The sequence below is a fragment of the Pseudomonas sp. RA_35y_Pfl2_P32 genome, assembly GCF_963970735.1.
In the GTDB taxonomy this organism is placed as follows: Bacteria; Pseudomonadota; Gammaproteobacteria; order Pseudomonadales; family Pseudomonadaceae; genus Aquipseudomonas.
In genome coordinates, this window is sequence record NZ_CAXAQF010000013.1 from 43,486 (window position 1) to 68,034 (window position 24,549).

Here is a 24,549-nt window from a genome sequence, read left to right on the forward strand (position 1 = left end):
CATCGACCTGTTGATAAGGATCAAGACTTGTCATCGTCTTTCCACGGCGCCGACAGGTAACGGGTGCGATTGAAGGTCTCCAGCCACTCGGGGCAGAACACCACCAGGGCGCTGATCACCATGCCGTTGATAAAGGCCTCGGGAAAGATGATCAGCCACAGGTAACCGACAAAATCCTCGAGCCATTCCGGCATCGCGAAACGCTCGTCGAACCACAGCACGCCCAGCGCCAGCAACAGGCAGAGCAGCGCTGACAACGCCGCGGCGAAAAAACCCGAGCAGAAGATGTACACGAATGGATTACGCGGCTGCGCGCGCTCCACCAGCAGTGCGCACCCTTCAGTGACCAGCACCGGCAGCAGGATCAACAAGGCACCGTTGACCCCCATCGCCGCCAGGTCCTGGCGCCCCAGCAGCACCAGGCCGAGTTGGGCGACCAGCCCGCCGACGATCGCCAGCGGCCAGTCGAGCAGCAAGGTCACGGCGGTCATGCCAATGAAGTGGTAGGACACCCCGGTGTCGAAGTCGCGCCTTACCAGCCAGAGCAAGAACAACGCGAACACCGTGCCGAACAGCAGGTGCTGGCGCCGGCTGTCGCTGAACAGTTCGACCCAGGGCGCGCGCGCTATCGCCCAGAGCAGCACCGGCACGTAGAGCAACCACCCCACGGCGAGGGTGAACGGTGACAACAGTTCGGCACCGATCATGCCGGGGCCTCCATCCACCCTGTTGCGCAGACCTTCACGTCAGACTCCTGGCGAAACCGAACAGGCCATCAGTCTACACCGCCCCGATGCCCCCTGGCGCACAGCCACGGGACCTCCCAAGGTGGTTTCGGTCTCCGACACCGCCAGCGACTCATAACAGGGTCCAGGTGTAACTGAGGATCAGGCGGTTTTCGTCGATGTCACTGCGGTAGTTGGACCGTGCCATCGCATTACGCACCCGAATCCCCAGGCCCTTGAGGCTGCCGCTCTGCAGCACGTAGCCCAGGTCCAGGTCACGCTCGCGGTCCTTGCCTTCATACCCCTTGCCGGTGTCGACATTATTGCCGGTGATGTAACGCAGGGTACTGGTCAGCCCCGGCACACCAAGCGCCGCAAAGTCATAGTCGTAACGCACCTGCCAGGATCGTTCGTCGGTGTAGGCAAACTCGTAGGTGGGCACTTCGTTGCCCAGAGGCGAGATATTGGCGAAGACGCGCGGGAAGGCACTGTCGCCAAACATGCCCTGATAACCAACGTAGAAGGTGTGGCCGCCCCGCTTGGCCGAGAGCAGGGAGAAGAACGCCTGGTTGTCGAGGGTGCCCAGCAGTTTTTTGCCGTCTTGCCGCGAATCGTAGTAGCCCAGGTTCGTGCCCAGGGTCCAGTCCCCCAGCGGCTCACTGTGCTTGAGCCCGAGAAAGCGCTGGTTGTAGATATCCTCCAGTTGCCCGTACCAGGCACTGAGCGAGCTGCGCTTGTCATTGAACGCATAGTCGGCCCCAGCAAAGTTGAAACCGTCGCTGCTGACCTGGCGCTGCGGCACATGCCCCAGCATGGCCTGCATTTTTTCATCGCCGGACTCGTTGCGCAGGCTGGTGGTGTTCAGGTGACCGCCCTGCACGGTCAAGCCGTTGAGCTCGCTGGAGCTGATGCTCGCCCCCTGGTAAGTGGGCGGCAGCAGGCGGATGTCGCTGAAGGCCAGCACCGGTAGGTTGGGTTGCAGCTCCCCGACCTTGAGTTCGGTTTTCGAGTAGCGCACTTTCAACGCCGCCCCCAGGCGACTGTAGTCATTGGCCGCGCGGCCATCGTCCTGCACCGGTAGCAGGCCGGTGTTGACCCGGTCCGGGCTGCTGTCGAGCTTGAGGCCCAACTGGCCGATGAGATCCGCCCCAACCCCGAGGGTGCCCGGGGTGTAGCCGGACTTGAGATTGAAAATGAAGCCCTGGGCCCACTCCTCGGCCTTGGACTGCTGATTGGCGCCGATGATGTCCGAGAAGTCGCGGCTGAAATAATAATTGCGGGCCTGCAAGGTCGCGCTGGTGTCGTTGATGAAGTCACTGTCGGTGGCCAGCACACTGTCGGAAAAACCCGAGGCGAGCGTCAGGGACAACAGCGAAGCGGTTGTGGCGAGAGTCTGTTTCATCGGTGTGCTCTTATTGTTATTGATCGACAGGGTGCAGTGATCCGCCCGCAGCGCAGCCGCTGCGGGGGAAGGTCAAGCAGGTGGGAATCAGTCCAGAGTGGTCAGCGCACAGCTTCCGGGGCGGGGGTCGCCTTGGTCCCCGGAGCGGTGCGGCGCACGTTCAACAACAGGTGGGTGAGCATGCCGAAAATCAGCCCCCAGAACGCGGCAGACAAACCGAACAGCGACATGCCCGAGGCCGTCGCCAGAAAGGTCACCAGCGCCGCTTCGCGATCGTTGGGCACCGCCATCGCGCCGGCCAGCGCCCCGGCAATCGCTCCGAACAGCGCCAGTCCGGCGAGGGCGGCGATCAGCTCTTTGGGGAAGGCCGAGAATAGCGAGACCAGGGTCGCGCCGAAGATCCCCAGCATCAGGTAACACAAGCCGCCGACGACCCCGGCGACATACCGCTTGCCCGGGTCCTCGTGGGCTTCACGGCCGGTGCAGATCGCCGCGGTGATCGCCGCCAGGTTCAAGCCGTGGCAGCCAAAGGGCGCGAGCAATGCCGTGCCCAGCGCGCTGCTGGCAATGATCGGGCTGGCGGGGGTCGAATAACCGCTGGCCCGCAGCACCGCCATGCCGGGGACAAACTGCCCCGTCAGTGCGACCATCACCAGCGGCAACGCGATGTTCAAGGTCGCGCTCAGGCTGAATTGCGGGGTAATCCAGACCGGCGTAGCCAGGCCGATCACCAGTGCGTCGACCCGCAGGTCCCCGGCGAACAACGCCATGGAGCACCCCACCAGCAGCACCATCAACACCGCGTAACGCGGTATCAAGCGCTTGCACATCAGGTAGGTGGCAAACATCGCCAGCACCAGCCACGGTTTGCCCTGCAACGACACGAACAGACCGGTGCCGAAGCTGAACAGAATCCCCGCCAGCATGGCAGCGGCAATGGCGGCCGGCAGCTTGCTGATGATCCGGTCAAATGCCCCCGAGACCCCGATCAAAAAGATGATCAGGCTGCTGACCAGGTACGCCCCCACCGCTTCCGGCATGCTGATCCCCGGTAACAGCGCCACCAGCAGCGCCGAGCCCGGTGCCGACCAGGCGATGATCACCGGCACGCGGTAACGCAGGCTCAAGCCGATCCCCAGCAGCGCACTGCCGATGGAAATTGCCCAGACCCAGGACGACAGCACCTCGCGCGACAAATGGGCGGTGTCGGCCGCCTGGAAAATAATGACCAGGGGGCCGGCATAGGAAATCACCGTGGCAATGAAACCGGCGACTGCCGCCGACAGCGAAAAGTCCCGCAATAGCGCTTTCATGCTTCAGGCACCCGATGGCGACAGCGCGCGGGTAGCGCTCGTTGCGCTGCGCTGACTACTGATGGCAAACACGGTCATGGCAATGGCGGCTACCGCACCCGGCAGGGCGAATGCCATGAAGTTGAGTTGCAACGGCAGGTTGATACCCAGCAGGGCACCCCCCAACAGTGGACCGACAATAGCACCGTTGCGACCAATGCCCGTGGCCCAGCCCAGGCCGGTGGAGCGGATGGTCATGGAGTAGAACTGTGCGGCGCAGGCGTACAGCAGTATCTGCGAACCGATGGTGGTGGCGCCAGCAATGGCGATCAGCAGGTACAGCAACGGCATCGGGCTGTTGAAACCGAGCAAGGTGATCGACACCGCCGCCATGGCGAAGAACACCACCAACACCCGCGGCAGGTTCAGCTTATCCCCCAGTACCCCGCCGCCCACGGCGCCGAAGATCGCGCCGAAGTTCAGCACCAGTAGGAACGACAGGCTCGACCCCAGGCTGTACCCAGCGTTGGCCATCAGTTTCGGCAGCCAGGAACTCAAGGCGTAGACCATCAGCAGGCAGCAGAAAAATGCCAGCCACAGCATCAGCGTGCGCAGCGCCCGGCCTTCGCGGAACAGTTGCAGCACCGGGGTACCCGTGCCTTTCACTTCGCTCATCTGCAGTTGATCGCTGCTCTGGCCAACGTACGTCGGCTCCACGCGCTCAAGGACCTTGCGCGCTTCTTCATGACGCCCCTGGCGCAGCATGAAACCCACCGACTCAGGCAGGAAGTACATGATCAGCGGCAGTATCAACAACGGCAGCACCGCGACGTAGAACACCGACTGCCAGCCAAAACTGGGGATCAACACAATGCCCAGCCCGGCCGAGAGCATGCCGCCCACCGAATAGCCGCTGAACATGATCGCCACCAGGGTGCTGCGGATTTTTTTTGGCGCGTATTCGTTCATCAGCGCCACCACGTTGGGCATGACCCCGCCGATGCCCAACCCGGCGATGAACCGGCAGATCCCGAACTCCGTCGGGTTGCGGGAAAACCCGTTGAGCACAGTGAAGCCGCTGAACAGGATCACGCACAGGGTAATGGCTTTTTTACGGCCGATCCGGTCCGACAGCGGGCCGAAAAACAGTGCGCCGAACATCATCCCGAACAGCGCATAACTGCCCAGGGCACCGGCCTGCAACGGGCTGAGCCCCCATTCCTTCATCAGCATCGGCTGGACCACGCCGTAGATCACCAGGTCGTAGCCATCGAAGATGATGATCAGGGCACACCAGAACAGCACCATCCAGTGGAAGCGGTTGAAACGAGCGTCGTCGATCAGCTCATGTACGTCGATCTTGCGCATGGCATCGGTCTCTTGTTGTTGTTTTTTTAAGAGCATCGGTCACGTGATAAGCGTGCGTATCACCGAGGGTAGAGAGGCCTGTGGCGCGGCAATATCCGCTTTGCGCAGATCGTTATCCGTTTTGTGCAGATGTCGTTCATCCCGTCAGTGGCACGCCGACAGCATTTCAAAAGTTTGCGCTTCTCCGACAAACTGTGTTCTTTGTGATCACATTTGAACGCTAAGCTTGGCCTATGGATGATTCAGATTATTTACGCCTGCTGACCATTGCGGCCGAGCAGGCCAACGCGTTCCTCTCCAATGCCCGCAAATGGGAGCGTGAGCGTTGGGTGTGCCAACGCCTGTTGCAGGGCTTGAACATTCCTTACCGCGCCGACGAGTTCAGCCCTGCCGGCGAGCCACCCGACGTGCTGTTTCGCGAAGCCAACTTTGAAGTGTTCTTCGTTCTCGACGAAGGTCGGCGGCTCAATGATGAGTGGCGCGATGAACTGCAACGCCGGCGCAGCGCGTTCTCCCTGAGCCAGTTGGTGCGCCGCGAGGCCAAGCCCAAGCGGATTCCGGCCAACGAGTTCTTGCTCAGGCTGGCGCCGACCCTGCGCAAAAAAGCGCACAACTACAAAGAACGCGGCATGGACCTGGGTGAACTGGACATCATCGCTTTCGCCAGCCTCAAGCGTGAAGTGCTGGACCTCAACAGCCACTTCCCGCCCCCCACCGAATACCTGCGCCAGGGCTGGCGCTCGCTCTCACTGGTAGGTCCGACCTTCGCCCGCGTGCTGTTCGCCCACCCCGACGCGCCGGACTTCCTGCGCAGTAACCTGGGGCGCAGTATCGTCTTCGACGTCGGGATCAGCCTGTGAGCCCGTTGCAGGAGCTGATTGAAGCGGTGCCCCAACAAGGCCGGGTGCGTTGGCTGGGCGTGCGCCCGCAATCGCGCGGGCCGATGCTCGCGCTGGAGGCTGTGGAAGCGCGCCTGGAGGCCGGCCTGACGGGCGATCATGCGCGGCCCGGGGTGCGCAATGCGCGGCAGGTCACGCTGATCCAGTGGGAACACCTGGCGGTGATCAGCTCACTGATGGCGCGCCCTGCGGACCAGCCGGTGCAGCCCCAGGAGTTGCGTCGCAACATCGTGGTCAGCGGGATCAATCTGTTCAGCCTCAAGGGCCGGCGCTTCCGGATCGGCCAGGCCATCTTTGAAACCACTGGCTGGTGCCAGCCCTGCGTCAGGCTCGAACAGAACCTCGGCCCGGGGACTTTCCAGGCCGTGCGCGGCCATGGCGGGATTACCGCGCGGGTGATACAAAGTGGCATCATTCGCCTGGATGACAGGCTGTGTGTCGAGCCCGTGCCCGCGAGCGGCTATGCTCCGTTCAATACGGGCTGACGGCTGAGTCGGCCGTGCGCTGTAGCTTCTACACCTTTAGCAACGTCTACCTGACGAGGCCTTGATATGACCAGCCGCCTGAACCCGGACGACCAGCAGCATGTCGAAGAGTACCTGCACCTGTCCCAGCACCAAGTCGAGCGCCGGCCTTTTCGGCCGTGGATGCTCCTGGTGATCGTCCTGGCGGTGACCATTGGCCTGGGCCTGCTGAGCCGTTTTATCAGTTACCTGACGCTATGAGCTGCGTGGCGCTCGCTCGGGTAACTGTACCGATTTCTTTTAGCCTTGCGAGATATCCCCATGACTCATCGTATTGTCATCGTTGGCGGCGGCGCCGGCGGTCTGGAGTTGGCTACCCGTCTGGGTAAGACTCTGGGCAAGCGTGGCACGGCCAGTGTGATGCTGGTCGACGCCAACCTGACCCATATCTGGAAACCGCTGCTGCATGAAGTGGCTGCCGGCTCCCTGAACTCCTCCGAAGACGAACTCAACTATGTGGCCCAGGCCAAATGGAACCACTTCGAGTTCCAACTGGGGCGCATGAGCGGGCTCGATCGCGGGCAGAAGAAAATCCAGCTGGCCGCCACCTATGACGAAGCCGGCCTGGAGCTGGTACCGGCTCGTGAAGTGTCCTACGACTCGCTGGTGATTTCGGTGGGCAGCACCACCAACGACTTCGGCACCCTGGGTGCGGCCCAGCACTGCCTGTTCCTCGACACCCGCAAACAGGCCGAGCGTTTCCACCAGCAACTGCTCAACCATTACTTGCGCGCCCACGCCGGACAGACCGATCAGGTCGAGCAAATCAGCGTGGCCATCGTTGGCGCCGGCGCCACCGGTGTCGAGCTGGCCGCCGAACTGCACAACGCGGCCCATGAACTGGCAGCCTACGGCCTGGACCGGATCAAGCCAGAGAACATGCACATCACCCTGATCGAGGCGGGTCCCCGGGTACTGCCGGCCCTGCCGGAACGGATTGGCAGGCCTGTGCATAAAACCCTGGAGAAGCTTGGGGTCAATGTCATGACCAACGCGGCGGTCAGCGAAGTGACGGCCGACAGCCTGATCACCGCCGATGGCAACGTGATCAAGGCCAGCCTGAAAGTCTGGGCGGCCGGGATCCGCGCACCGGGTTTCCTCAAGGATATCGACGGCCTGGAAACCAACCGCATCAACCAGCTACAGGTACTGCCGACCCTGCAGACCACCCGCGACGAAAACATTTTCGCCTTCGGTGATTGCGCCGCCTGCCCGCAACCCGGTACTGATCGCAACGTGCCGCCACGCGCCCAGGCTGCGCACCAGCAGGCTTCGCTGCTGGCCAAATCGCTGAAACTGCGGATCGAGGGCAAACCACTGCCGTCCTACACGTACACCGATTACGGGTCGCTGATCTCGCTGTCGCGGTTTTCGGCTGTGGGTAACTTGATGGGCAACCTGACGGGCAGCGTGATGCTGGAAGGCTGGCTGGCGCGGATGTTCTACGTGTCGCTCTACCGCATGCACCAGGTGGCGCTGTACGGGCCGTTCCGCACGGCGATGCTGATGCTGGGCAGCAAGATCGGCCGCGGTACTGAACCACGCCTGAAGTTGCACTGACATTCCGGCCCAACTCCCACAGGCTCACCAATACCTGTGGGAGCTGGCCAGGTGGCGCTCCCACATTTAATGCACACCACCTGGACGATCGCTTTTCAACAGGCAAAAAAAATCCCCGTATCTTTCGATACGAGGATTTTTAATATGGTCGGGGTAAGGGGATTCGAACTCCTGACATCCTGCTCCCAAAGCAGGCGCGCTACCGGACTGCGCTATACCCCGGTAAAAAAAAGCGACCTTTACAAGTCGCCTTCTTCGATCAGCGCTTTTGGCCTCTGATCTTAAGATTCGATTCCAGCGTTAACTGGTTTCAAAAATGGTGGGTCGTGTGGGATTCGAACCTACGACCAATTGGTTAAAAGCCAACTGCTCTACCAACTGAGCTAACGACCCAAAAATGGTCGGGGTAAGGGGATTCGAACTCCTGACATCCTGCTCCCAAAGCAGGCGCGCTACCGGACTGCGCTATACCCCGGTTTGAAATTGGCTCCGTGACCAGGACTCGAACCTGGGACCCAATGATTAACAGTCATTTGCTCTACCGACTGAGCTATCACGGAACTACACATTTCAATCACAACATTTGAAGCTTTACTGCGTTCTCTTCGACCCGTTCGCATCGCTGCGTTCGTGTGTCTGAGGCGCGCTATTCTACAACCTTAAACACCTCTGTCAAGCCCCTAAATTGCTTTCAAGACAATGATTTGCAACTTATTTCAGATTTCTACTTGGGGAGTGGAAACCCTTGGGGCGACTTACTGCGGGGCGCACTTTACAAGCCTTTTCCTTACAGTTCAACACCCTGTGAAAAAAAAGGCCCCGCAATGCGGGGCCTTTGCTCTTTTGCAGCAATCTCGCCTCAGTTGAAGACGATTTCGTCGTTCGCCACGGTGGCCGTTACGCTGCTGCCCGGCAGGAAGCTGCCCGACAGAATCAGCTGGGCCAGCGGGTTTTCGATCCAGCGCTGGATCGCTCGTTTGAGCGGCCGTGCGCCATAGACCGGGTCGTAACCCACCGCGATCAACTTATCCAACGCTTCACTGCTCAGTTCCAGCTTCAGCTCACGCTCGGCCAGACGGCTGCGCAGGCGGCCCAACTGGATTTCAGTGATGCCGGCAATCTGATCACGGGCCAGAGGCTCGAAGATCACCACTTCGTCGATCCGGTTGATGAACTCCGGACGGAAGTGCGTCGACACCGCATCCATTACCGCGGCACGTTGCGCCTCACGATCACCCACCAGTTCCTGGATCTGTACCGACCCCAGGTTGGACGTCATGACGATCACCGTATTACGGAAATCCACGGTGCGTCCGTGACTGTCGGTCAGGCGACCGTCTTCCAGTACCTGCAGCAACACGTTGAACACATCCGGGTGGGCCTTCTCGACCTCGTCCAGGAGGATCACCGAGTACGGCTTGCGACGTACCGCTTCGGTCAGGTAACCGCCCTCCTCGTAGCCCACGTAGCCTGGTGGTGCCCCGATCAGCCGTGCCACGGAGTGTTTTTCCATGAACTCGGACATGTCGATGCGCACCATCGACTCTTCGGTATCAAACAAGAACTCGGCCAGGGCCTTGCACAGCTCGGTCTTGCCCACGCCAGTCGGGCCGAGGAACATGAACGAACCACTTGGGCGATTGGGGTCGGACAACCCGGCGCGGGAACGCCGCACGGCGTTGGCCACGGCCACCACAGCCTCGTTCTGGCCGATTACACGTTGGTGCAACAGGCTTTCCATCTTCATCAGCTTGTCGCGCTCACCCTCGAGCATTTTCGACACCGGGATGCCGGTCCATTTCGACACGACTTCAGCAATCTCTTCTTCAGTCACCTTGCTGCGCAGCAACTGGTTTTCGCTCTTGCCATGCTGGTCGACCATTTGCAGGCTGCGCTCCAGGTCCGGGATCACCCCGTACTGCAACTCGGCCATGCGATTCAGGTCGCCTTTGCGGCGGGCGGTTTCCAGCTCCTGGCGCGACTGTTCGATCTTCTGCTGGATCTGCGCAGAGCCCTGCACTTCCGCTTTCTCCGAGGTCCAGATTTCTTCCAGGTCGGAATACTCGCGTTCCAGCCGGACAATCTCTTCCTGGAGTTTTCCCAGGCGTTTGATCGCCGCTTCATCATCCTCTTTCTTCAGGGCCTGGGATTCGACCTTGAGTTGAATCAGGCGCCGCTCCAGGCGATCCAGCACTTCGGGCTTGGAGTCGATTTCCATGCGAATGCGGCTGGCCGCTTCGTCGATCAGGTCGATGGCCTTGTCCGGCAACTGCCGGTCAGTGATGTAGCGGTGGCTCAGCTTGGCCGCCGCAATGATCGCCCCGTCCGTGATCGCCACCTTGTGGTGAACCTCGTAGCGCTCTTTCAGGCCACGCAGGATCGCGATGGTGTCTTCCTCGCTTGGCTCATCCACCAGGACTTTCTGGAAGCGTCGCTCGAGGGCCGCGTCCTTCTCTATATATTGGCGGTACTCGTTGAGCGTGGTCGCGCCGACGCAGTGCAACTCACCCCGGGCCAAGGCCGGCTTGAGCATGTTGCCGGCATCCATCGAGCCTTCGCCTTTACCGGCGCCGACCATGGTGTGCAGTTCGTCGATGAACAGAATGATCTGCCCTTCCTGCTTCGACAGTTCGTTGAGCAGGCCTTTGAGGCGTTCTTCAAACTCGCCACGGTACTTGGCACCGGCAATCAACGCGCCCATGTCCAGCGACAGCAGACGCTTGCCACGTAGGCCGTCCGGCACTTCACCATTGATGATGCGCTGGGCCAGGCCTTCGGCAATCGCGGTTTTACCCACACCCGGCTCACCGATCAGCACCGGGTTGTTTTTGGTCCGGCGCTGCAGGACCTGGATGGTCCGGCGAATTTCGTCGTCACGGCCGATCACCGGGTCGAGCTTGCCGTCTTCGGCGCGCTTGGTCAGGTCGACCGTGTATTTGTCCAGCGCCTGGCGCGATTCCTCGGCATTCGGGTCGTTGACCGCTTCACCGCCACGCAGGTTGGTGATCGCGTTCTCCAGGGCTTTCTTGCTCACACCCTGGCCGAGCAGCAACTTGCCGAGCTTGCTGTTCTCGTCCATGGCGGCGAGCAGCACCAGCTCGCTGGAGATGAACTGATCACCTTTCTGCTGGGCCAGGCGATCGGCCTGGTTGAGCAGACGCGCGAGGTCCTGCGACATGTTCACGTCGCCCGTCGGATTCTGGATTTTCGGCAATTGGTCGAGCTCTTTGCTCAACGCGCTGCGCAGGCTGTTGACGTCGAAGCCCACTTGCATCAGCAGCGGCTTGATCGAGCCACCCTGCTGTTCAAGCAGCGCTTGCATCAGGTGCGCAGGTTCGATGCCCGGATGATCGAGGCCAACAGCCAGGGATTGGGCATCGGATAAGGCTAACTGCAATTTGCTGGTTAAACGGTCTATACGCATTGGTCACCTTCCTTTTGAGCAGGCCGGAGCGATGGACACACCTAAATAGAGAAACCTGCCAGATACCCCACTAGATGCGGTCGATTCTGGAAGATTCAAGCGTCGTGCAGTTGATGCAGATCAGGAGAGTCTAGCGTTCGAGCCAGATCAGGGAGGCAAACCGGCCGGTGCGCGATGTACGGCGGTAGGAAAAGAAGCGTGGATCGGTCACGGTACACTCACCGCCACCGTACACGGCGCTGATGCCGCGGGCTTTCAGGCGCAGGCGTGCCAGCAGATAGATGTCGGCCAGGTACTTGCCGGCATTGTGGCTGGGCACAAATGCCTGATGTGTTTCTGCGAGTTGCGCGATGAACGCTTCGCGAACTTCCGGACCGACTTCAAAGGCTTTGGGGCCAATGGCCGGGCCAAGCCAGACCAGCACGTGCGCCGGGTCCACGGCCAGGCTGTCGAGCGTCGCCTCCAGCACCCCGGCCGCCAGCCCGCGCCAGCCGGCGTGAGCTGCCGCAACACGGCTACCGGCACGGTCGCAGAACAACACCGGCAGGCAATCGGCCGTCATCACCGTACAGGCGATACCGGGCGCGGCTGTCCAACTGGCGTCCGCGGTCGCGACCAGGGCCGGGTCCGCATGAGCCACGGCAACGCCGTGCACCTGCTGTAACCAGGCTGGTTGGATCGCAAAGTGATCCGTCAGGCGTCGGCGATTCTCAGCCACCGCCGTGGGGCTGTCATCGACATGATCGCCCAGGTTGAGGCTGTCGAACGGCGGCAGGCTGACGCCGCCCGCACGGGTGGTGACACAGGCCTTGACCCCAGCCGGCGCGGGCCAGTCAGGAATCAGCCAGTCACTCATCCGATGAACGCCTCACGGTCCTGCTTGAGCAGCGTCAGCAACCAGACGAAGTCTTCCGGCAGTGGCGACTCCCAGCTCATGCGCTTGCCGGTGGTCGGATGATCCAGTTCCAGGAAACGCGCATGCAGCGCCTGACGCGGGAAGTGTTTCAGCGACTCGACCATGGTCACACTGGCTGCCGGCGGGATACGGAAGCGACCGCCGTAGGCAGGGTCTCCGACCAACGGGAAGTTGATGTGGGCCATGTGCACCCGAATCTGGTGCGTTCGACCGGTTTCCAGCTTGACCCGCACGTGGGTGTGGGAGCGGAAACGCTCGAGCACGCGGTAGTGGCTGACCGCCTGCTTGCCGCCTTCCATCACCGCCATGCGCTGGCGCTGCTGGCCGTGACGACCGATCGGCGCGTTGATCTTGCCGCCGGCGGTGACCACACCAATGACGATACACTCGTAGATCCGGCTGACACTGCGGCTCTGCAACTGTGTAACAAGTTGCGTCTGCGCCTGAATGGTCTTGGCCACCACCATTAAACCGGTAGTGTCCTTGTCCAGACGGTGCACGATACCGGCGCGCGGTACATTGATGATGTCAGGCACGTGGTGCAGCAAGGCGTTGAGCAACGTACCGTCGGCGTGACCGGCGGCAGGATGCACCACCAGCCCGGCAGGCTTGTTGATCACCAGGATGTCGTCGTCTTCATAGACGATGTCCAGGGCGATGTCTTGAGCGATCCATTCGCCCTGAGCTTCCTGCTCGGCGGTCAACTCAAGGATGGCGCCACCATGGACAATGTCTCGCGGGCGGATAACCGCCCCATCCACAGTCAGGCGGCCGTCTTTGATCCAGGCGGAAAGGCGCGAGCGCGAGTGCTCAGCGAATAATTGTGCGGCGACTTGATCGAGGCGTTGGCCGCCCAATTCGGACGGCACCTCTGCGCGAAGTTCAATTTTATCGGACATGCTCAGACTAGGCGTCGGCACAGCCTTTGGTTTCGGCTGCGCGCTTGTGGTTAAATACGGCGTCTTTTGCCCCGAGGCTATTCAACGGGGCACTCATCATAACAGGACGGCCCCGCCCAAGACAGCGGCCGTCATAGGGACGCAAGCCGCCATGCAAGTGAAACACCTGCTGCTGATCGCCATCCTCGCATTGACCGCTGCTTGCTCGTCGAAGGAAGTCGTAGACGAAAACCTCAGCGAAGTCGAGCTGTACCAGCAGGCTCAGACCGATCTGGACAATAACAGCTACACCGCGGCCACAGCCAAGCTGAAGGCCCTGGAGTCGCGTTATCCCTTCGGTCGCTATGCGGACCAGGCTCAACTCGAACTGATTTATGCGAACTACAAGAACGCCGAGCCCGAGGCTGCCAAGTCGGCTGCCGAGCGCTTCATCCGCCTGCACCCCCAGCACCCGAACGTCGACTACGCCTATTACCTCAAGGGCCTGACCTCGTTTGACCAGGACGTTGGCCTGCTGGCGCGCTTCCTGCCGCTGGACATGACCAAGCGTGACCCGGGTGCTGCCCGCGACTCGTACAACGAGTTCGCCCAGCTCACCAGCCGCTACCCCAACAGCCGCTACGCGCCTGACGCCAAGCAGCGCATGATCTACCTGCGCAACCTGCTGGCGTCCTACGAAATCCACGTCGCCGACTACTACCTGACCCGTCAGGCGTATGTCGCAGCAGCCAACCGCGGTCGTTACGTGGTGGAAAACTTCCAGGAAACACCGTCGGTCGGTGATGGCCTGGCCGTGATGGTCGAAGCCTACCAGCGCCTGCACCTGGACGAGTTGGCCAACACCAGCCTCGAAACCCTGAAGCTGAACTACCCGAATCACCCAAGCCTGGTAGACGGTCAGTTCGTGCCACGGGTTGCCGAAGCGGACAACCGTTCGTGGGCCAGCAAGGCCACCCTGGGCCTGATCGAGTCCCGTCCGCCGCTGCCGCCGGGTGAAACCCGCGCCAACCAGGACATCATGAAGCAGTACCAGGATGCCAAGGACTCCATCCCGGCCGAGCTCAAGCCACAAGACGGCGATGCTGTGGAAGAAGAGCAGCATGAAGCGCAAGGCACCAACGACGACCGCTCCTGGTTCAGCTACATGACCTTCGGCGTGTTCGACTGACACCCGCCAGGTACAAAAAAGGAGACTTTCGAGTCTCCTTTTTTATTTCCGGACTTTATAGCGCTGTGCGCTGGATGAGACCTTGGCTAAACTGCCCAATCATCCTCCCGAAAAGCCGCTGACCATGCTTCGTTTACTGTTCTGGATTGCCCTGATTGCTGCTGCGGTATGGTTCTGGCGCAAGTTCAAGCGCCCCGCCGACGCCTCCCGCCCGACACCCAGCGAGCAAAATGCCCCGCCCATGGTCCGTTGCGCCCACTGCGGTGTACACCTGCCCCGCGACCGCGCCCTGAGCCAGCAGCAACAGTGGTATTGCAGCCAGGGCCACCTTGAGCAAGGCCCAAGCTCACGGGATCGTTAAGGCTTCACCCGCCGCTACAGGAGTAGAGGCGACAAACGTTAGCCCACGGACGGACACGACGTTGAAGACTTCCCCGCACAATCCGGCTCCCCCCAGCCGGCTCCGGCGCCTGCTGGGTGATTCGCTGCCTATCCGTAGCCTGCGCCAGCAGATCGACAAACTGGCCCACAGCCAGGCTGCGGTGTATATCAGCGGCGAATCCGGCAGTGGCAAGGAGCTGGTTGCTCGGCTAATTCACGATCAAGGCCCGCGCGCCAGCCAGCCTTTCGTCCCCGTCAATTGCGGAGCCATACCGACGGATCTGATGGAAAGCGAATTTTTCGGCCACCGCAAAGGCAGTTTCAGCGGCGCCATCGAAGACAAGCCGGGGTTGTTCCAGGCAGCCAATGCAGGGACCCTGTTCCTTGATGAAGTCGCCGACCTCCCCCTGAGCATGCAGGTCAAACTGCTCAGGGCCATTCAGGAAAAGGCCGTGCGCAGCATCGGTCAGCTGCACGAAAGCCTGATTGATACGCGAATACTCTGTGCCACCCACAAGAACCTGGACGCGGAAGTCAGCGCCGGACGTTTTCGTCAGGACCTGTACTATCGACTGAACGTGATCGAGTTGCGCGTACCGCCGTTGCGCGAGCGCCGCGATGACATAGAGCTGTTGGCCAACCAGATGCTCAAACGCCTGGCCAGCGACACCGCAACGCCCGTCGTACGCCTGTTGCCGCAAGCCCTGGAGGCTCTCAGGGGTTATCGCTTGCCGGGTAATGTCCGCGAGTTGGAAAACATGCTCGAGCGCGCCCATACGCTGTGTGAAAACCGGCAGATAGGAGCCAATGACCTGCGATTGACCCAGGGCAACAGCGCCGAGGATTACGCTCTTCCCGACCTGAGGCAGGTGGACAACCTCCAGCATTACCTGGAGGAGATCGAGCGCCGGGTGATTCTCCAGGCCCTGGAGCAAACCCGCTGGAACCGCACGGCAGCCGCCCAGCGCTTGAGCCTGTCGTTTCGCTCCCTGCGTTACCGATTGAAAAAGCTCGGCCTGGAGTGAAGCGCCGCCTCAGATCCGCCCGGTCGGCTCATAGGGGGCCGGATCGATCACCGGCTCTCGCCCCAGCAACACATCGGCGAACAACTGGCAGGAAGCGGGAGCGAGTACCAGGCCATTGCGGTAATGCCCACAGTTGAGCCACAACCCGCCAACCCCCGGCACTGCGCCAATGTAGGGAATACCTTCCGGCGAGCCGGGACGCAGACCGGCCCAATGCCCGACCACTTCGGCCTCTGCAAGCGCCGGAATCAACTCCACTGCCGAGGCCTTGAGGCTTTCCAGCGCCGTCTCGGTTGGCGTCTTGTCGAACCCTTCGTGCTCCAGGGTACTGCCGATCAGGATGTGACCGTCGCGACGTGGGATGGCGTAACGGCCTTTGGCCAGAACCATGCTCGAGAGAAAATCCGCATCACACTTGTAGAGAATCATCTGGCCTTTCACCGGCTCCACCGGCAAAACCAGGCCCAGGGTCTTGAGCAGATCGCCACTCCAGGCACCTGCGGTCAGCACCACCTGGTCCCCCAGGATCGGGCCGCTGGAACTCTCGACCCCCAGCACCCGTTCGCCCTGACGAATGAAGCCGCTGACCTCGCACTGTTCGTGAAGGGTCACGTTGGGCAGTGCCAGCAATGCCGCCTTGAGGGATTTGACCAGACGCGGGTTACGCACGTTGGCGACATCCGCCATGTAGATCGCACGAGAGAACCCCGGCCCCAACACTGGCACGTGGTCGTGAGTGGCTGAAATATCCACCGCACTCAATGGGCGATTTTCCCGCTGGGCCCAGGCCAGCGCCTCGGCCTCGTCCTCCAGGTCCAGCCAGTACAGCCCCGTGGTATGAACCTCAGGGTCGACCCCGGTGGCGGCGAACAAGCGCTCGGCCAACTGCGGATAAAAGTCCTGGGACCAGTGAGCCAAGGCTGTGACTGCCGGACTGTAGCGCCACGGGTACAGTGGCGAAACGATGCCGCCGCCTGCCCACGACGATTCCTGGCCAACGCCGGAACGATCCAGCAGGATCACCTGCCGTACATGGGGCGCCAGATTAAACGCCGTCAGCAGGCCGATCACCCCGCCGCCGACAATCACCACTTGCTCTTGCTTGGCCATCATCTGATCCAACAGTAAAAAAGACAGGGGATGCAACCCACACCCCGAAAAAGCGACTCAGCGCCCCCAGCAATCTTTGCTGGTCAGCTCAGCTGCCGCATTGTTCATGCCCACCACGCCGGTGTTGCTCAACGTGAAGTCGCCACATTTGTCGGCGGCCATGCTGGCGTCAGCCTTACGCACGGCAGTCAGCAGGAAGCTTTGATCCGCCAGGGTCGGGACGATGCTGTAGTACTCGTTACCGGCACTGAGCCCGGTGGCATTGCTGTAGACATTGTTTTTGGAGTGGAACCGCTCAAGCAACTGCGCCTGCTCGGACAGCAGCCCGGCGATCTCGCTACGGTGGGTTTTTTTCACGTACTCGGTGAGCAGCGGAGCGGATATGGTCACCACAATCCCGATGATCGCGATCACAATCATGATTTCGATCAGGGTAAAGCCTTGGTTGAATCTACGCATTGCCTCAAGTCTCACTTACTGTATTTGTCGCCACATGATTCGACGGCTGCCGCCATCGCTGTTTTCATCCGCGCAGGACCTGCCGTCGCGGAGGGTCTCCCCAGCCAAGCAGGTGCCAAGCATCTTACCGCCGATCGCTGCAGCTTCGCTCTCGAACTTGGCATAAATACTCTCTACCACGCTGCGTGAGTGGCCGCTCAGCCCAACAGCGCTAATTCGATAGAGCGTTGCCGGGGTATCCCCCGGGACCTGCACCGCCCCGGTGATACGGCCCAGGTTCTGCACCCCGTAGACGCCATCACCGGCAGCGATCCAGGTCACCCCGGAAGTGGCGTTGAACCCGGCCGAGGTGACCACCGAGGATTCGGCCGGCGGTCCGCAACGAATCCCAACGGCGCACTCTGGCAATGTGTAACTGCGGCGCTGCACGGCACTCTCGCCAATGCGCAAGGCCGCCTCTGCGCCCTGGAATGACTGATTGCGCGCGGCCAGGCTGGCGGCCAGTTTTTCCTGGAGCGTGGCATTCTGCATCGCAGCAACCCCGATCGATGTCAGCAGCGCCAGGAACACCAGACTCAGCAACAGTGCCATGCCCGACTGGGTGCCAGCCTTGAGAGACATCATCAGCGCCTCCTAAGGCAAGCGGTTACGCAAGCTGGCCACGACATGGAAGGTTTGATCGCGCACGCGCTGGCCGGGGTCTGTCAGGGTCAGGCTCAAACGCACGCTGCGGATCCGTGCTGGATCGTCGGGGTTGGAGCTGTAACGGGAAACGGCAGTGCCGGTGGCACTGTCGGCCAAGCCGAAACTCACGGTAAAGGCCTTGACGTTGCTGACCAGGGCCGCCGTGCTGGCACCTGCCGTCAGCAGGATTTCGCCATCACGCAGGCGGTAATCCAAGCGACGAATCGGTAAGGCAATCTCTCCCGCTGCCGGGCTGTGGCGCTGGCTGTAGGCCGTGGCCCGAGTGCGACAGTCCGACACCACCGTCCAGGTTGGCAGACCGCCATGGCCGCCAACGTCCGCGGTGACCAGGCTGAGCTTTTTCATGGCGTTATCCCACTTGATCGGCGCGTTCCGGCCCGCCCTGAAATCTCCACCGGCACTGGCATCGGTGATGTTTTGCAGGCAACCGAACACACCGACCATGCGAATCTCCTGAAGCAACTTGCTCAAGACAAAACGCGCATCCTCCTGCATGCCGGCCGATGCATTCTGCGCACGGTAGGTGTTGTTCGCCGCCATGAAGATCTGCATTACGCCCAGCACCAACGCCAGGCTGATGGACAATGCCAGCAGCAACTCGACCAGACTGAACCCCCCGCACCTGCGGTTCATGGCGCCCCCGACGGATCGACCGCGACACGGCTGCTCAAGACCACACTGCGCCGGGCATCCACAGCGCCGGCGGCGCGGGCGTCATCCCAGGTAATGGTGATGCTGTACTGCCCTTGGACGTGGCTGATACTGCCGCGGGCGCTGGGGCCGCCGAATTGGCGGATATGGCTGTTGAAGTCAGACAGGTCCTGACCACGCGCCGAAGCCTCGGGGCCCGATGTCGGTCCTGGGAGGCTGTAGTCAGCCGCCACGTTGGCGCGAATCCGGTCCAGCATGTCATAGGCAATAAAACTGGCCTGGCTGCTCATCAGCGCGCTGTCGGTGTATTTCAAGGCGTTGAGCTGAATTGCCGCCGCCCCCAGTAATCCTGCGGTCAGTATCAGCAACGCCACCAATACTTCAATCAGGGTCATGCCGTCCTGTGCACCCGCTACCGTCATCCGCACGGTTCATTCCTCCCTGTGACCGATCCTGATCACCCGGAAGGTTAGCGCTGGCTTCGCGTCACTGCCCGTCGCCGGAACAAGGCGCAATACATTCGCGAATGCGCCAGTGCAGCCGCTCGCGCGAAACCTTTTGCACAATGATTGCCTGCCGCCGTGTACCGCCAACAGCTACACCTAGGGATACGTCGCACCTCCAGGGAAGGAGCCGTCATGGATCAAAAAGGCCTGGGCCTGATCGAATTGCTGGTGGGCCTGGCTATCGCCGCCATGGCGCTGCACCTCGCCGTGCCGGCGCTCGGTGAATACGCGCAGTCAGTGCGCAGGGAAAGCGCCGCCCTCAGCCTTGCCAGCGGCCTGCGCAATGCACGCAGCGAGGCGCTGCTGCGTAATCAGGCGGTGGTGGTGCATGGCGTGAACGATGACTGGAGCCAGGGTTGGCGAATCATCCTGGACCTCAGTGGCCGCGGTCAGGAAGACAGCAGCAATCCGCTGTTGCGCCAGCACCAGACCGGTACGCCGCTGCTGATCGTCGGCAATCAATGGGTCAAGCGCTTTGTACGATTCACCAGCCTGGGCGAGCCGCTGTTGCCTGCTGGGGGCTTTCAGGTGGGGACGTTGCACATCTGCGCAAGCCGCCAGCCAGTCAGCCACCATCAAGTGGTGCTTTCCAGAAGCGGCCGCGTCAGTCTGCGCCACGACAAGGCCGAGCAGGCCTTGTGCGCGGGATCAAAGCAGTGAACGAACCCGTAGTTCCTTGGGCATGGAGAAGGTGATGTTCTCCTCGCGACCGGCCAACTCATCGGCACCGGTGGCACCCCAGGCGTGCAGTTGCTGGATCACGCCACGCACCAGCACTTCCGGCGCCGAAGCACCCGCAGTGATGCCGATCCGCTCGACACCATCGAACCAACTGCGTTGCAGGTCTTCGGCACCATCGATCAGGTAGGCCGGGGTAGCCATGCGCTCTGCCAGTTCACGCAGTCGGTTGGAGTTGGAACTGTTGGGACTGCCCACCACCAATACCACGTCGCATTCGTCGGCCAGTTGCTTGACCGCATCCTGACGGTTTTGCGTGGCGTAGCAGATGTCGTCCTTGCGTGGGCCACCAATGGCCGGGAAGCGCGTGCGCAAGGCGTCGATCACCCGGCTGGTATCATCCATCGACAAGGTGGTCTGGGTGACGAAGGCGAGCTTGTCCGGATTATGCACCTGCAAGGCGGCGACATCTTTTTCGTCTTCGACGAGGTAGATCGCGCCACCGTTGCTGGCATCGTACTGGCCCATGGTGCCTTCGACTTCCGGGTGACCGGCATGCCCGATCAGGATGCACTCGCGCCCGTCGCGGCTGTAGCGCGCCACTTCGATATGCACCTTGGTCACCAGCGGGCAGGTCGCATCGAACACCTTCAGGCCACGGCCCGCGGCTTCACTGCGAACGGCCTGGGAAACCCCGTGGGCGCTGAAAATCACGATGACGTCATCCGGCACCTGATCCAGCTCCTCGACGAAAATCGCCCCGCGTGCGCGCAGGTCTTCCACCACGAACTTGTTATGGACCACTTCGTGACGCACATAGATCGGCGGCCCGAAGACCTCCAGGGCGCGGTTGACGATTTCGATCGCCCGGTCCACACCAGCGCAGAAGCCACGGGGATTGGCGAGTTTGATTTGCATGCTGTGCCTCGTGTCTTGCCCTGTTGGAGCGAGCGCGCTTGCGGCTTGCTCGCGAAAAACTGAAGGACACCGCGTCAATCCAGAAGAAACGCGTATTCGTTGACGGTTATCGCGAGCAAGCCGCAAGCGGGCGCTCGCTCCTACAGTAAGCAGTTACAGCGCTTTGACGGAAAAAATCTCCACGTCAAAGGTCAAGGTCTTGCCCGCCAGCGGGTGATTGAAGTCGATGGTCACTTGCGCGTCATCGAACTCCTTGACCACACCCGGCAGCTCGGTGTTGGCCGCATCGTTGAAGATCACCAGCAGCCCCGGGGACAGTTCCATGTCCTGGAACTGCGAGCGCGGGATGATCTGTACGTTCTGCGGGTTGGGCTGGCCAAACGCACGCTCTGGCTCGATGCTCAGTGTACGCTTGTCGCCCGCCTTGAAGCCGAACAGGGCAGCTTCGAAACCTGGCAGCAGGTTGCCGTCACCGACCTTGAAGGTCGCCGGGGCTTTGTCGAAGGTGCTGTCGACGGTGTCGCCGTTCTCCAGGCGCAATGCGAAATGCAAAGTGACTTCCGTGTTCTGACCGATGCGTTGCTCAGCCAATACCTGTTCAGTCATGAACGGTTTCTCCGGTTTTCTTGCTTTTGAACATATCCAGCGCAAGCATGACGGCGCCGACGCTGATGGCGCTATCGGCAAAGTTGAACGCCGGGAAATACCAGCGGTTCTGCCAATGCACCAGAATGAAGTCGATCACATGGCCCAAGGCAATGCGGTCGTACAGATTGCCCAGCGCCCCACCCAGCACCAGCGCCAGGGCGACGGCCAGCCAGGTGTCGTTGCGCCCCAGGCGCTTGAGCCAGACCACCAGCACCCCACTGACCACGATGGCGATCAAGGCGAACAGCCAGCGCTGCCAGCCACCGCCATCAGCCAGGAAGCTGAAGGCCGCGCCCGTGTTGTAGGCCAGGGTCCAGCTGAAGTAATCGGGGATCACCACGATCTGCTGGTACATCGTCAGCGAACCTTCGAAGTAGAACTTGCTGGCCTGGTCGATGACCAGGACCAGCAGGCTCAACCACAGCCAGCTCAACCGTCCGAAACGGCTAGCAGCATCAGGCATAGTGACGAACCTCGCCTGCGCCGCTGATGTTGTCGACACAACGACCGCAGATTTCCGGATGCTCCGGGTTCACCCCGACGTCCTCGCGGCAGTGCCAGCAACGAGCGCACTTGGCGAAGCCCGACTTGACCACCTTGAGTTTCAGGCCGCTGATTTCGGTCGCGACTGCGTCGGCCGGTGCCTGCACGAACGGGGCAATGCTGGCGGTCGAGGTGATCAGGACAAAGCGCAGCTCGTTGCTGAGCTTGGCCAGGTCTGCGCTCAGCGCCTCTTCGGCGAACAGCGTCACTTCGGCTTGCAGGTTGCCACCCACCGCCTTGGCAGCGCGCTGGATTTCCATTTCCTTGTTGACCGCCACCTTGACCGCCATGATCCGCTCCCAGTAGGCGCGGTCCAGCTCAAAGCCTTCCGGCAGTTCGCTGAGGCCTTCGTACCAGGTGTTGAGCATCACCGATTCGTTACGCTCGCCCGGCAGGTACTGCCACAGCTCGTCGGCGGTGAACGCCAGGATCGGCGCGATCCAGCGCACCAGCGCTTCAGAGATGTGGTACAGCGCGGTTTGCGCCGAACGGCGAGCCTTGCTGTTGGCACCCGTGGTGTACTGGCGGTCCTTGATGATGTCGAGGTAGAACCCGCCCAGCTCCTGGACGCAGAAGTTGTGGATCTTGGAGTAGACGTTCCAGAAGCGGTACTCGCCGTAGTGCTCTTGCAGCTCGCGTTGCAGCAGCAAGGTGCGGTCCACGGCCCAGCGGTCCAGGGCAAGCATTTCGTCGGCCGGCAGGATATCAGTGGCCGGGTTGAAACCGCTCAGGTTGGAAAGCAGGAAGCGTGCGGTGTTGCGGATCCGCCGATAGGCGTCCGCACTGCGTTGCAGAATCTGCTCGGAAACCGCCATTTCGCCCGAGTAATCGGTGGAAGCCACCCACAGGCGCATGATGTCGGCGCCCAGGGTGTCGTTGACCTTTTGCGGCGCAATCACGTTACCCAGGGACTTGGACATCTTGCGGCCGGACTCATCGACGGTGAAGCCGTGGGTCAGCAGCTCGCGGTACGGCGCGTGGTTGTCGATGGCGCAACCGGTCAGCAGGGACGAGTGGAACCAGCCGCGGTGCTGGTCCGAACCTTCCAGGTACAAGTCGGCACGCGGGCCGCTCTCGTGGCCCATCGGGTGCGAACCACGCAGGACGTGCCAATGGGTAGTGCCCGAATCGAACCAGACGTCAAGAGTGTCGCTGATCTTGTCGTACTGTGGCGCTTCATCGCCCAGCAGCTCGGCGGCGTCCATCTTGAACCAGGCTTCGATGCCTTCGACTTCGACGCGCTGGGCCACGAGCTCCATCAGCTCAACGGTACGCGGGTGCAGTTCGCCGCTTTCCTTGTCCAGGAAGAACGGGATCGGCACACCCCAGTTGCGCTGGCGGGAGATGCACCAGTCAGGACGGTTGGCGATCATCGAGTGCAGGCGCGCCTGGCCCCAGGCCGGGACGAACTTGGTCTCTTCGATGGCCTTGATCGCGCGCTGGCGCAGGGTGTCGCCGGTGGCCGGCTCTTTGTCCATGCCGATGAACCACTGCGCGGTAGCGCGGTAGATCAGCGGGGTCTTGTGACGCCAGCAGTGCATGTAGCTGTGTTCGATGATGGTGGTGTGCAGCAGCGCACCTACTTCAGTCAGCTTGTCGACAATGGCCGGGTTGGCTTTCCAGATGAACTGGCCACCGAAGAACTCCAGCGATGTCGCGTACACGCCGTTGCTTTGCACCGGGTTGAGGATGTCGTCGTTGACCATGCCGTACTTCTTGCAGGTCACGAAGTCGTCCACGCCGTAGGCCGGGGCGGAGTGCACCACGCCGGTGCCAGCGCCCAGCTCGACGTAGTCCGCCAGGTATACCGGCGACAGGCGATCGTAGAACGGGTGACGGAAGTTGATCAGCTCCAGCGCTTTACCGGTGGTGGTCGCGATGACCGTACCTTCCAGGCTGTAGCGGGCCAGGCACGACTCCACCAGCTCTTCAGCCAGCACCAGCAGTTGGTCGCCGACGTCGACCAGGGCGTAGTTGAATTCCGGGTGAACGTTGAGTGCCTGGTTGGCCGGGATGGTCCACGGGGTGGTGGTCCAGATCACGATCGAAGCCGGCTTGCCCAGCGACGCCAGGCCGAAAGCGCTAGCCAGTTTGGCTTCATCGGCAATCGGGAAGGCGACGTCGATGGTCGAGGACTTCTTGTTCTCGTACTCGACTTCCGCTTCAGCCAGAGCCGAACCGCAGTCAAAGCACCAGTTCACGGGCTTGAGGCCCTTGAACACGAAACCACCCTTGACGATTTCAGCCAGGGCGCGGATTTCGCCGGCCTCGTTCTTGAAATCCATGGTCTTGTACGGGTTGGCGAAGTCGCCCAGCACACCCAGGCGGATAAACTCGGACTTCTGCCCTTCGATCTGCTCGGTGGCGTAGGCACGGCACAGTTCGCGGGTCTTGTCCGCGCCCAGGTTCTTGCCGTGGGTCACTTCGACTTTATGCTCGATCGGCAGGCCGTGGCAGTCCCAGCCCGGAACATAAGGCGCGTCGAAGCCCGACAGGGTCTTCGAACGGATGATCATGTCCTTGAGAATCTTGTTGAGCGCGTGACCGATATGAATGGTGCCGTTGGCGTACGGAGGACCGTCGTGCAGTACGAACTTCGGACGATCCTTACCAATCTCACGCAACTTCTGGTACAGGCCAATGCTGTCCCAGCGCTGCAGAATCTGCGGTTCGCGCTGAGGCAGGCCGGCCTTCATTGGGAAGGCGGTGTCCGGAAGGTTTAGCGTGGCTTTATAGTCGGTCATTTAA

The 24,549-nt window shown here is 61.4% G+C and carries 22 protein-coding genes, 4 tRNA genes and 2 pseudogenes; 8 read left to right on the forward strand and 20 right to left on the reverse strand.

Annotated elements, in window-relative coordinates:
* Positions 1-20 precede the first annotated feature (20 nt).
* The 4 genes from AACY45_RS14590 to AACY45_RS14605 all read right to left on the reverse strand — a co-directional run bounded on the left by AACY45_RS14590 (position 21) and on the right by AACY45_RS14605 (position 4,787).
* Entirely contained in the window at positions 21-707 is a 687-nt protein-coding gene (locus tag AACY45_RS14590; protein ID WP_339546124.1) for an energy-coupling factor ABC transporter permease, read from the reverse strand.
* Between the two features lie 151 nt (positions 708-858).
* A complete protein-coding gene (locus AACY45_RS14595; protein ID WP_339546125.1) occupies positions 859-2,127 on the reverse strand; it encodes an OprD family porin in 1,269 nt (422 codons plus the stop codon).
* A gap of 101 nt (positions 2,128-2,228) precedes the next feature.
* The gene (locus tag AACY45_RS14600) at positions 2,229-3,440 is read right to left on the reverse strand and encodes a benzoate/H(+) symporter BenE family transporter (protein WP_339546126.1); all 1,212 of its coding nucleotides are present in this window, start codon (positions 3,438-3,440) and stop codon (positions 2,229-2,231) included.
* A 3-nt stretch (positions 3,441-3,443) separates the two neighbouring features.
* Entirely contained in the window at positions 3,444-4,787 is a 1,344-nt protein-coding gene (locus AACY45_RS14605; RefSeq protein ID WP_339546127.1) for an aromatic acid/H+ symport family MFS transporter, read from the reverse strand.
* Positions 4,788-5,020: 233 nt separating this feature from the next.
* Here AACY45_RS14605 and AACY45_RS14610 point away from each other — a divergent pair, with 233 nt between their 5' ends.
* From AACY45_RS14610 to AACY45_RS14625, 4 genes are all read left to right on the forward strand, one after another.
* The gene (locus AACY45_RS14610; RefSeq protein ID WP_095166529.1) at positions 5,021-5,647 is read left to right on the forward strand and encodes a DUF1780 domain-containing protein; all 627 of its coding nucleotides are present in this window, start codon (positions 5,021-5,023) and stop codon (positions 5,645-5,647) included.
* Complete coding sequence (locus tag AACY45_RS14615; protein ID WP_339546128.1) at positions 5,644-6,171, forward strand: MOSC domain-containing protein; 528 nt, start codon at positions 5,644-5,646, stop codon at positions 6,169-6,171. The genes AACY45_RS14610 and AACY45_RS14615 overlap by 4 nt, the downstream gene beginning before the upstream one ends.
* Positions 6,172-6,237: 66 nt before the next feature.
* On the forward strand, positions 6,238-6,411 hold the full coding sequence (locus AACY45_RS14620) for a DUF3094 domain-containing protein (RefSeq protein ID WP_095166525.1): 174 nt from the start codon (positions 6,238-6,240) through the stop codon (positions 6,409-6,411).
* 60 nt (positions 6,412-6,471) lie between these two features.
* Positions 6,472-7,770, forward strand: coding sequence for an NAD(P)/FAD-dependent oxidoreductase (locus tag AACY45_RS14625; RefSeq protein WP_339546129.1), 1,299 nt, complete (start codon positions 6,472-6,474; stop codon positions 7,768-7,770).
* Positions 7,771-7,915: 145 nt separating this feature from the next.
* Here the strand turns inward: AACY45_RS14625 and AACY45_RS14630 are convergent.
* From AACY45_RS14630 to rluD, 7 genes are all read right to left on the reverse strand, one after another.
* Positions 7,916-7,992, reverse strand: a tRNA-Pro gene (locus AACY45_RS14630).
* 95 nt (positions 7,993-8,087) lie between these two features.
* A tRNA-Lys gene (locus tag AACY45_RS14635) sits at positions 8,088-8,163 on the reverse strand.
* 5 nt (positions 8,164-8,168) lie between these two features.
* Positions 8,169-8,245, reverse strand: a tRNA-Pro gene (locus AACY45_RS14640).
* A gap of 9 nt (positions 8,246-8,254) precedes the next feature.
* Positions 8,255-8,330, reverse strand: a tRNA-Asn gene (locus AACY45_RS14645).
* A 299-nt stretch (positions 8,331-8,629) separates the two neighbouring features.
* Positions 8,630-11,194: an ATP-dependent chaperone ClpB gene (gene clpB / locus AACY45_RS14650; protein ID WP_339546130.1), complete on the reverse strand. Its 2,565-nt coding sequence runs from the start codon at positions 11,192-11,194 to the stop codon at positions 8,630-8,632.
* A 130-nt stretch (positions 11,195-11,324) separates the two neighbouring features.
* A complete protein-coding gene (gene pgeF, locus AACY45_RS14655; RefSeq protein WP_339546131.1) occupies positions 11,325-12,050 on the reverse strand; it encodes a peptidoglycan editing factor PgeF in 726 nt (241 codons plus the stop codon).
* Positions 12,047-13,009, reverse strand: a complete 963-nt coding sequence (gene rluD, locus AACY45_RS14660; protein ID WP_095166517.1) for a 23S rRNA pseudouridine(1911/1915/1917) synthase RluD — start codon at positions 13,007-13,009, stop codon at positions 12,047-12,049. The genes pgeF and rluD overlap by 4 nt, the downstream gene beginning before the upstream one ends.
* A gap of 151 nt (positions 13,010-13,160) precedes the next feature.
* Between rluD and AACY45_RS14665 the strand changes: the two genes are divergently transcribed.
* The 3 genes and pseudogenes from AACY45_RS14665 to AACY45_RS14675 all read left to right on the forward strand — a co-directional run.
* Positions 13,161-14,177: an outer membrane protein assembly factor BamD gene (locus AACY45_RS14665; RefSeq protein WP_339546132.1), complete on the forward strand. Its 1,017-nt coding sequence runs from the start codon at positions 13,161-13,163 to the stop codon at positions 14,175-14,177.
* A 124-nt stretch (positions 14,178-14,301) separates the two neighbouring features.
* The gene (locus AACY45_RS14670; protein ID WP_339546133.1) at positions 14,302-14,538 is read left to right on the forward strand and encodes a PP0621 family protein; all 237 of its coding nucleotides are present in this window, start codon (positions 14,302-14,304) and stop codon (positions 14,536-14,538) included.
* Positions 14,539-14,641: 103 nt separating this feature from the next.
* Positions 14,642-15,583: pseudogene (locus tag AACY45_RS14675) on the forward strand (sigma-54 interaction domain-containing protein); the annotation flags it as partial.
* Positions 15,584-15,592: 9 nt separating this feature from the next.
* On the opposite strand, the gene thiO reads toward AACY45_RS14675, so the two are convergent.
* From thiO to pilV, 5 genes and pseudogenes are all read right to left on the reverse strand, one after another.
* Positions 15,593-16,693 carry a glycine oxidase ThiO gene (gene thiO, locus AACY45_RS14680; protein ID WP_339546134.1) on the reverse strand — a complete coding sequence of 367 codons (1,101 nt, stop codon included), beginning with the start codon at positions 16,691-16,693 and terminating at the stop codon, positions 15,593-15,595.
* A 57-nt stretch (positions 16,694-16,750) separates the two neighbouring features.
* Positions 16,751-17,152, reverse strand: a complete 402-nt coding sequence (locus AACY45_RS14685) for a type IV pilin protein (RefSeq protein WP_339546135.1) — start codon at positions 17,150-17,152, stop codon at positions 16,751-16,753.
* Between the two features lie 153 nt (positions 17,153-17,305).
* Positions 17,306-17,773: pseudogene (locus AACY45_RS14690) on the reverse strand (pilus assembly PilX family protein); the annotation flags it as partial.
* Positions 17,774-17,785: 12 nt separating this feature from the next.
* Positions 17,786-18,490 carry a PilW family protein gene (locus AACY45_RS14695; protein WP_339546136.1) on the reverse strand — a complete coding sequence of 235 codons (705 nt, stop codon included), beginning with the start codon at positions 18,488-18,490 and terminating at the stop codon, positions 17,786-17,788.
* Positions 18,487-18,930, reverse strand: coding sequence for a type IV pilus modification protein PilV (pilV, locus tag AACY45_RS14700; RefSeq protein ID WP_339546239.1), 444 nt, complete (start codon positions 18,928-18,930; stop codon positions 18,487-18,489). Before pilV ends, AACY45_RS14695 begins: the two co-directional genes overlap by 4 nt.
* Before the next feature lie 216 nt (positions 18,931-19,146).
* On the opposite strand from pilV, the gene AACY45_RS14705 reads away from it, so the two are divergent.
* Entirely contained in the window at positions 19,147-19,674 is a 528-nt protein-coding gene (locus AACY45_RS14705) for a GspH/FimT family pseudopilin (protein WP_339546137.1), read from the forward strand.
* On the opposite strand, the gene ispH is transcribed toward AACY45_RS14705, so the two are convergent.
* The 4 genes from ispH to ileS form a co-directional block, all read right to left on the reverse strand.
* The gene (gene ispH / locus AACY45_RS14710; protein WP_095166506.1) at positions 19,663-20,610 is read right to left on the reverse strand and encodes a 4-hydroxy-3-methylbut-2-enyl diphosphate reductase; all 948 of its coding nucleotides are present in this window, start codon (positions 20,608-20,610) and stop codon (positions 19,663-19,665) included. The two genes, AACY45_RS14705 and ispH, sit on opposite strands and share 12 nt — an antisense overlap.
* Positions 20,611-20,763: 153 nt before the next feature.
* Entirely contained in the window at positions 20,764-21,201 is a 438-nt protein-coding gene (gene fkpB / locus AACY45_RS14715) for an FKBP-type peptidyl-prolyl cis-trans isomerase (protein ID WP_178117410.1), read from the reverse strand.
* Positions 21,202-21,208: 7 nt separating this feature from the next.
* Positions 21,209-21,721, reverse strand: coding sequence for a signal peptidase II (gene lspA / locus AACY45_RS14720; RefSeq protein ID WP_095166502.1), 513 nt, complete (start codon positions 21,719-21,721; stop codon positions 21,209-21,211).
* Positions 21,714-24,545 (reverse strand): isoleucine--tRNA ligase, encoded by a 2,832-nt coding sequence (gene ileS, locus AACY45_RS14725; protein ID WP_339546138.1) that lies wholly within the window; start codon positions 24,543-24,545, stop codon positions 21,714-21,716. Before ileS ends, lspA begins: the two co-directional genes overlap by 8 nt.
* Positions 24,546-24,549 lie beyond the last annotated feature (4 nt).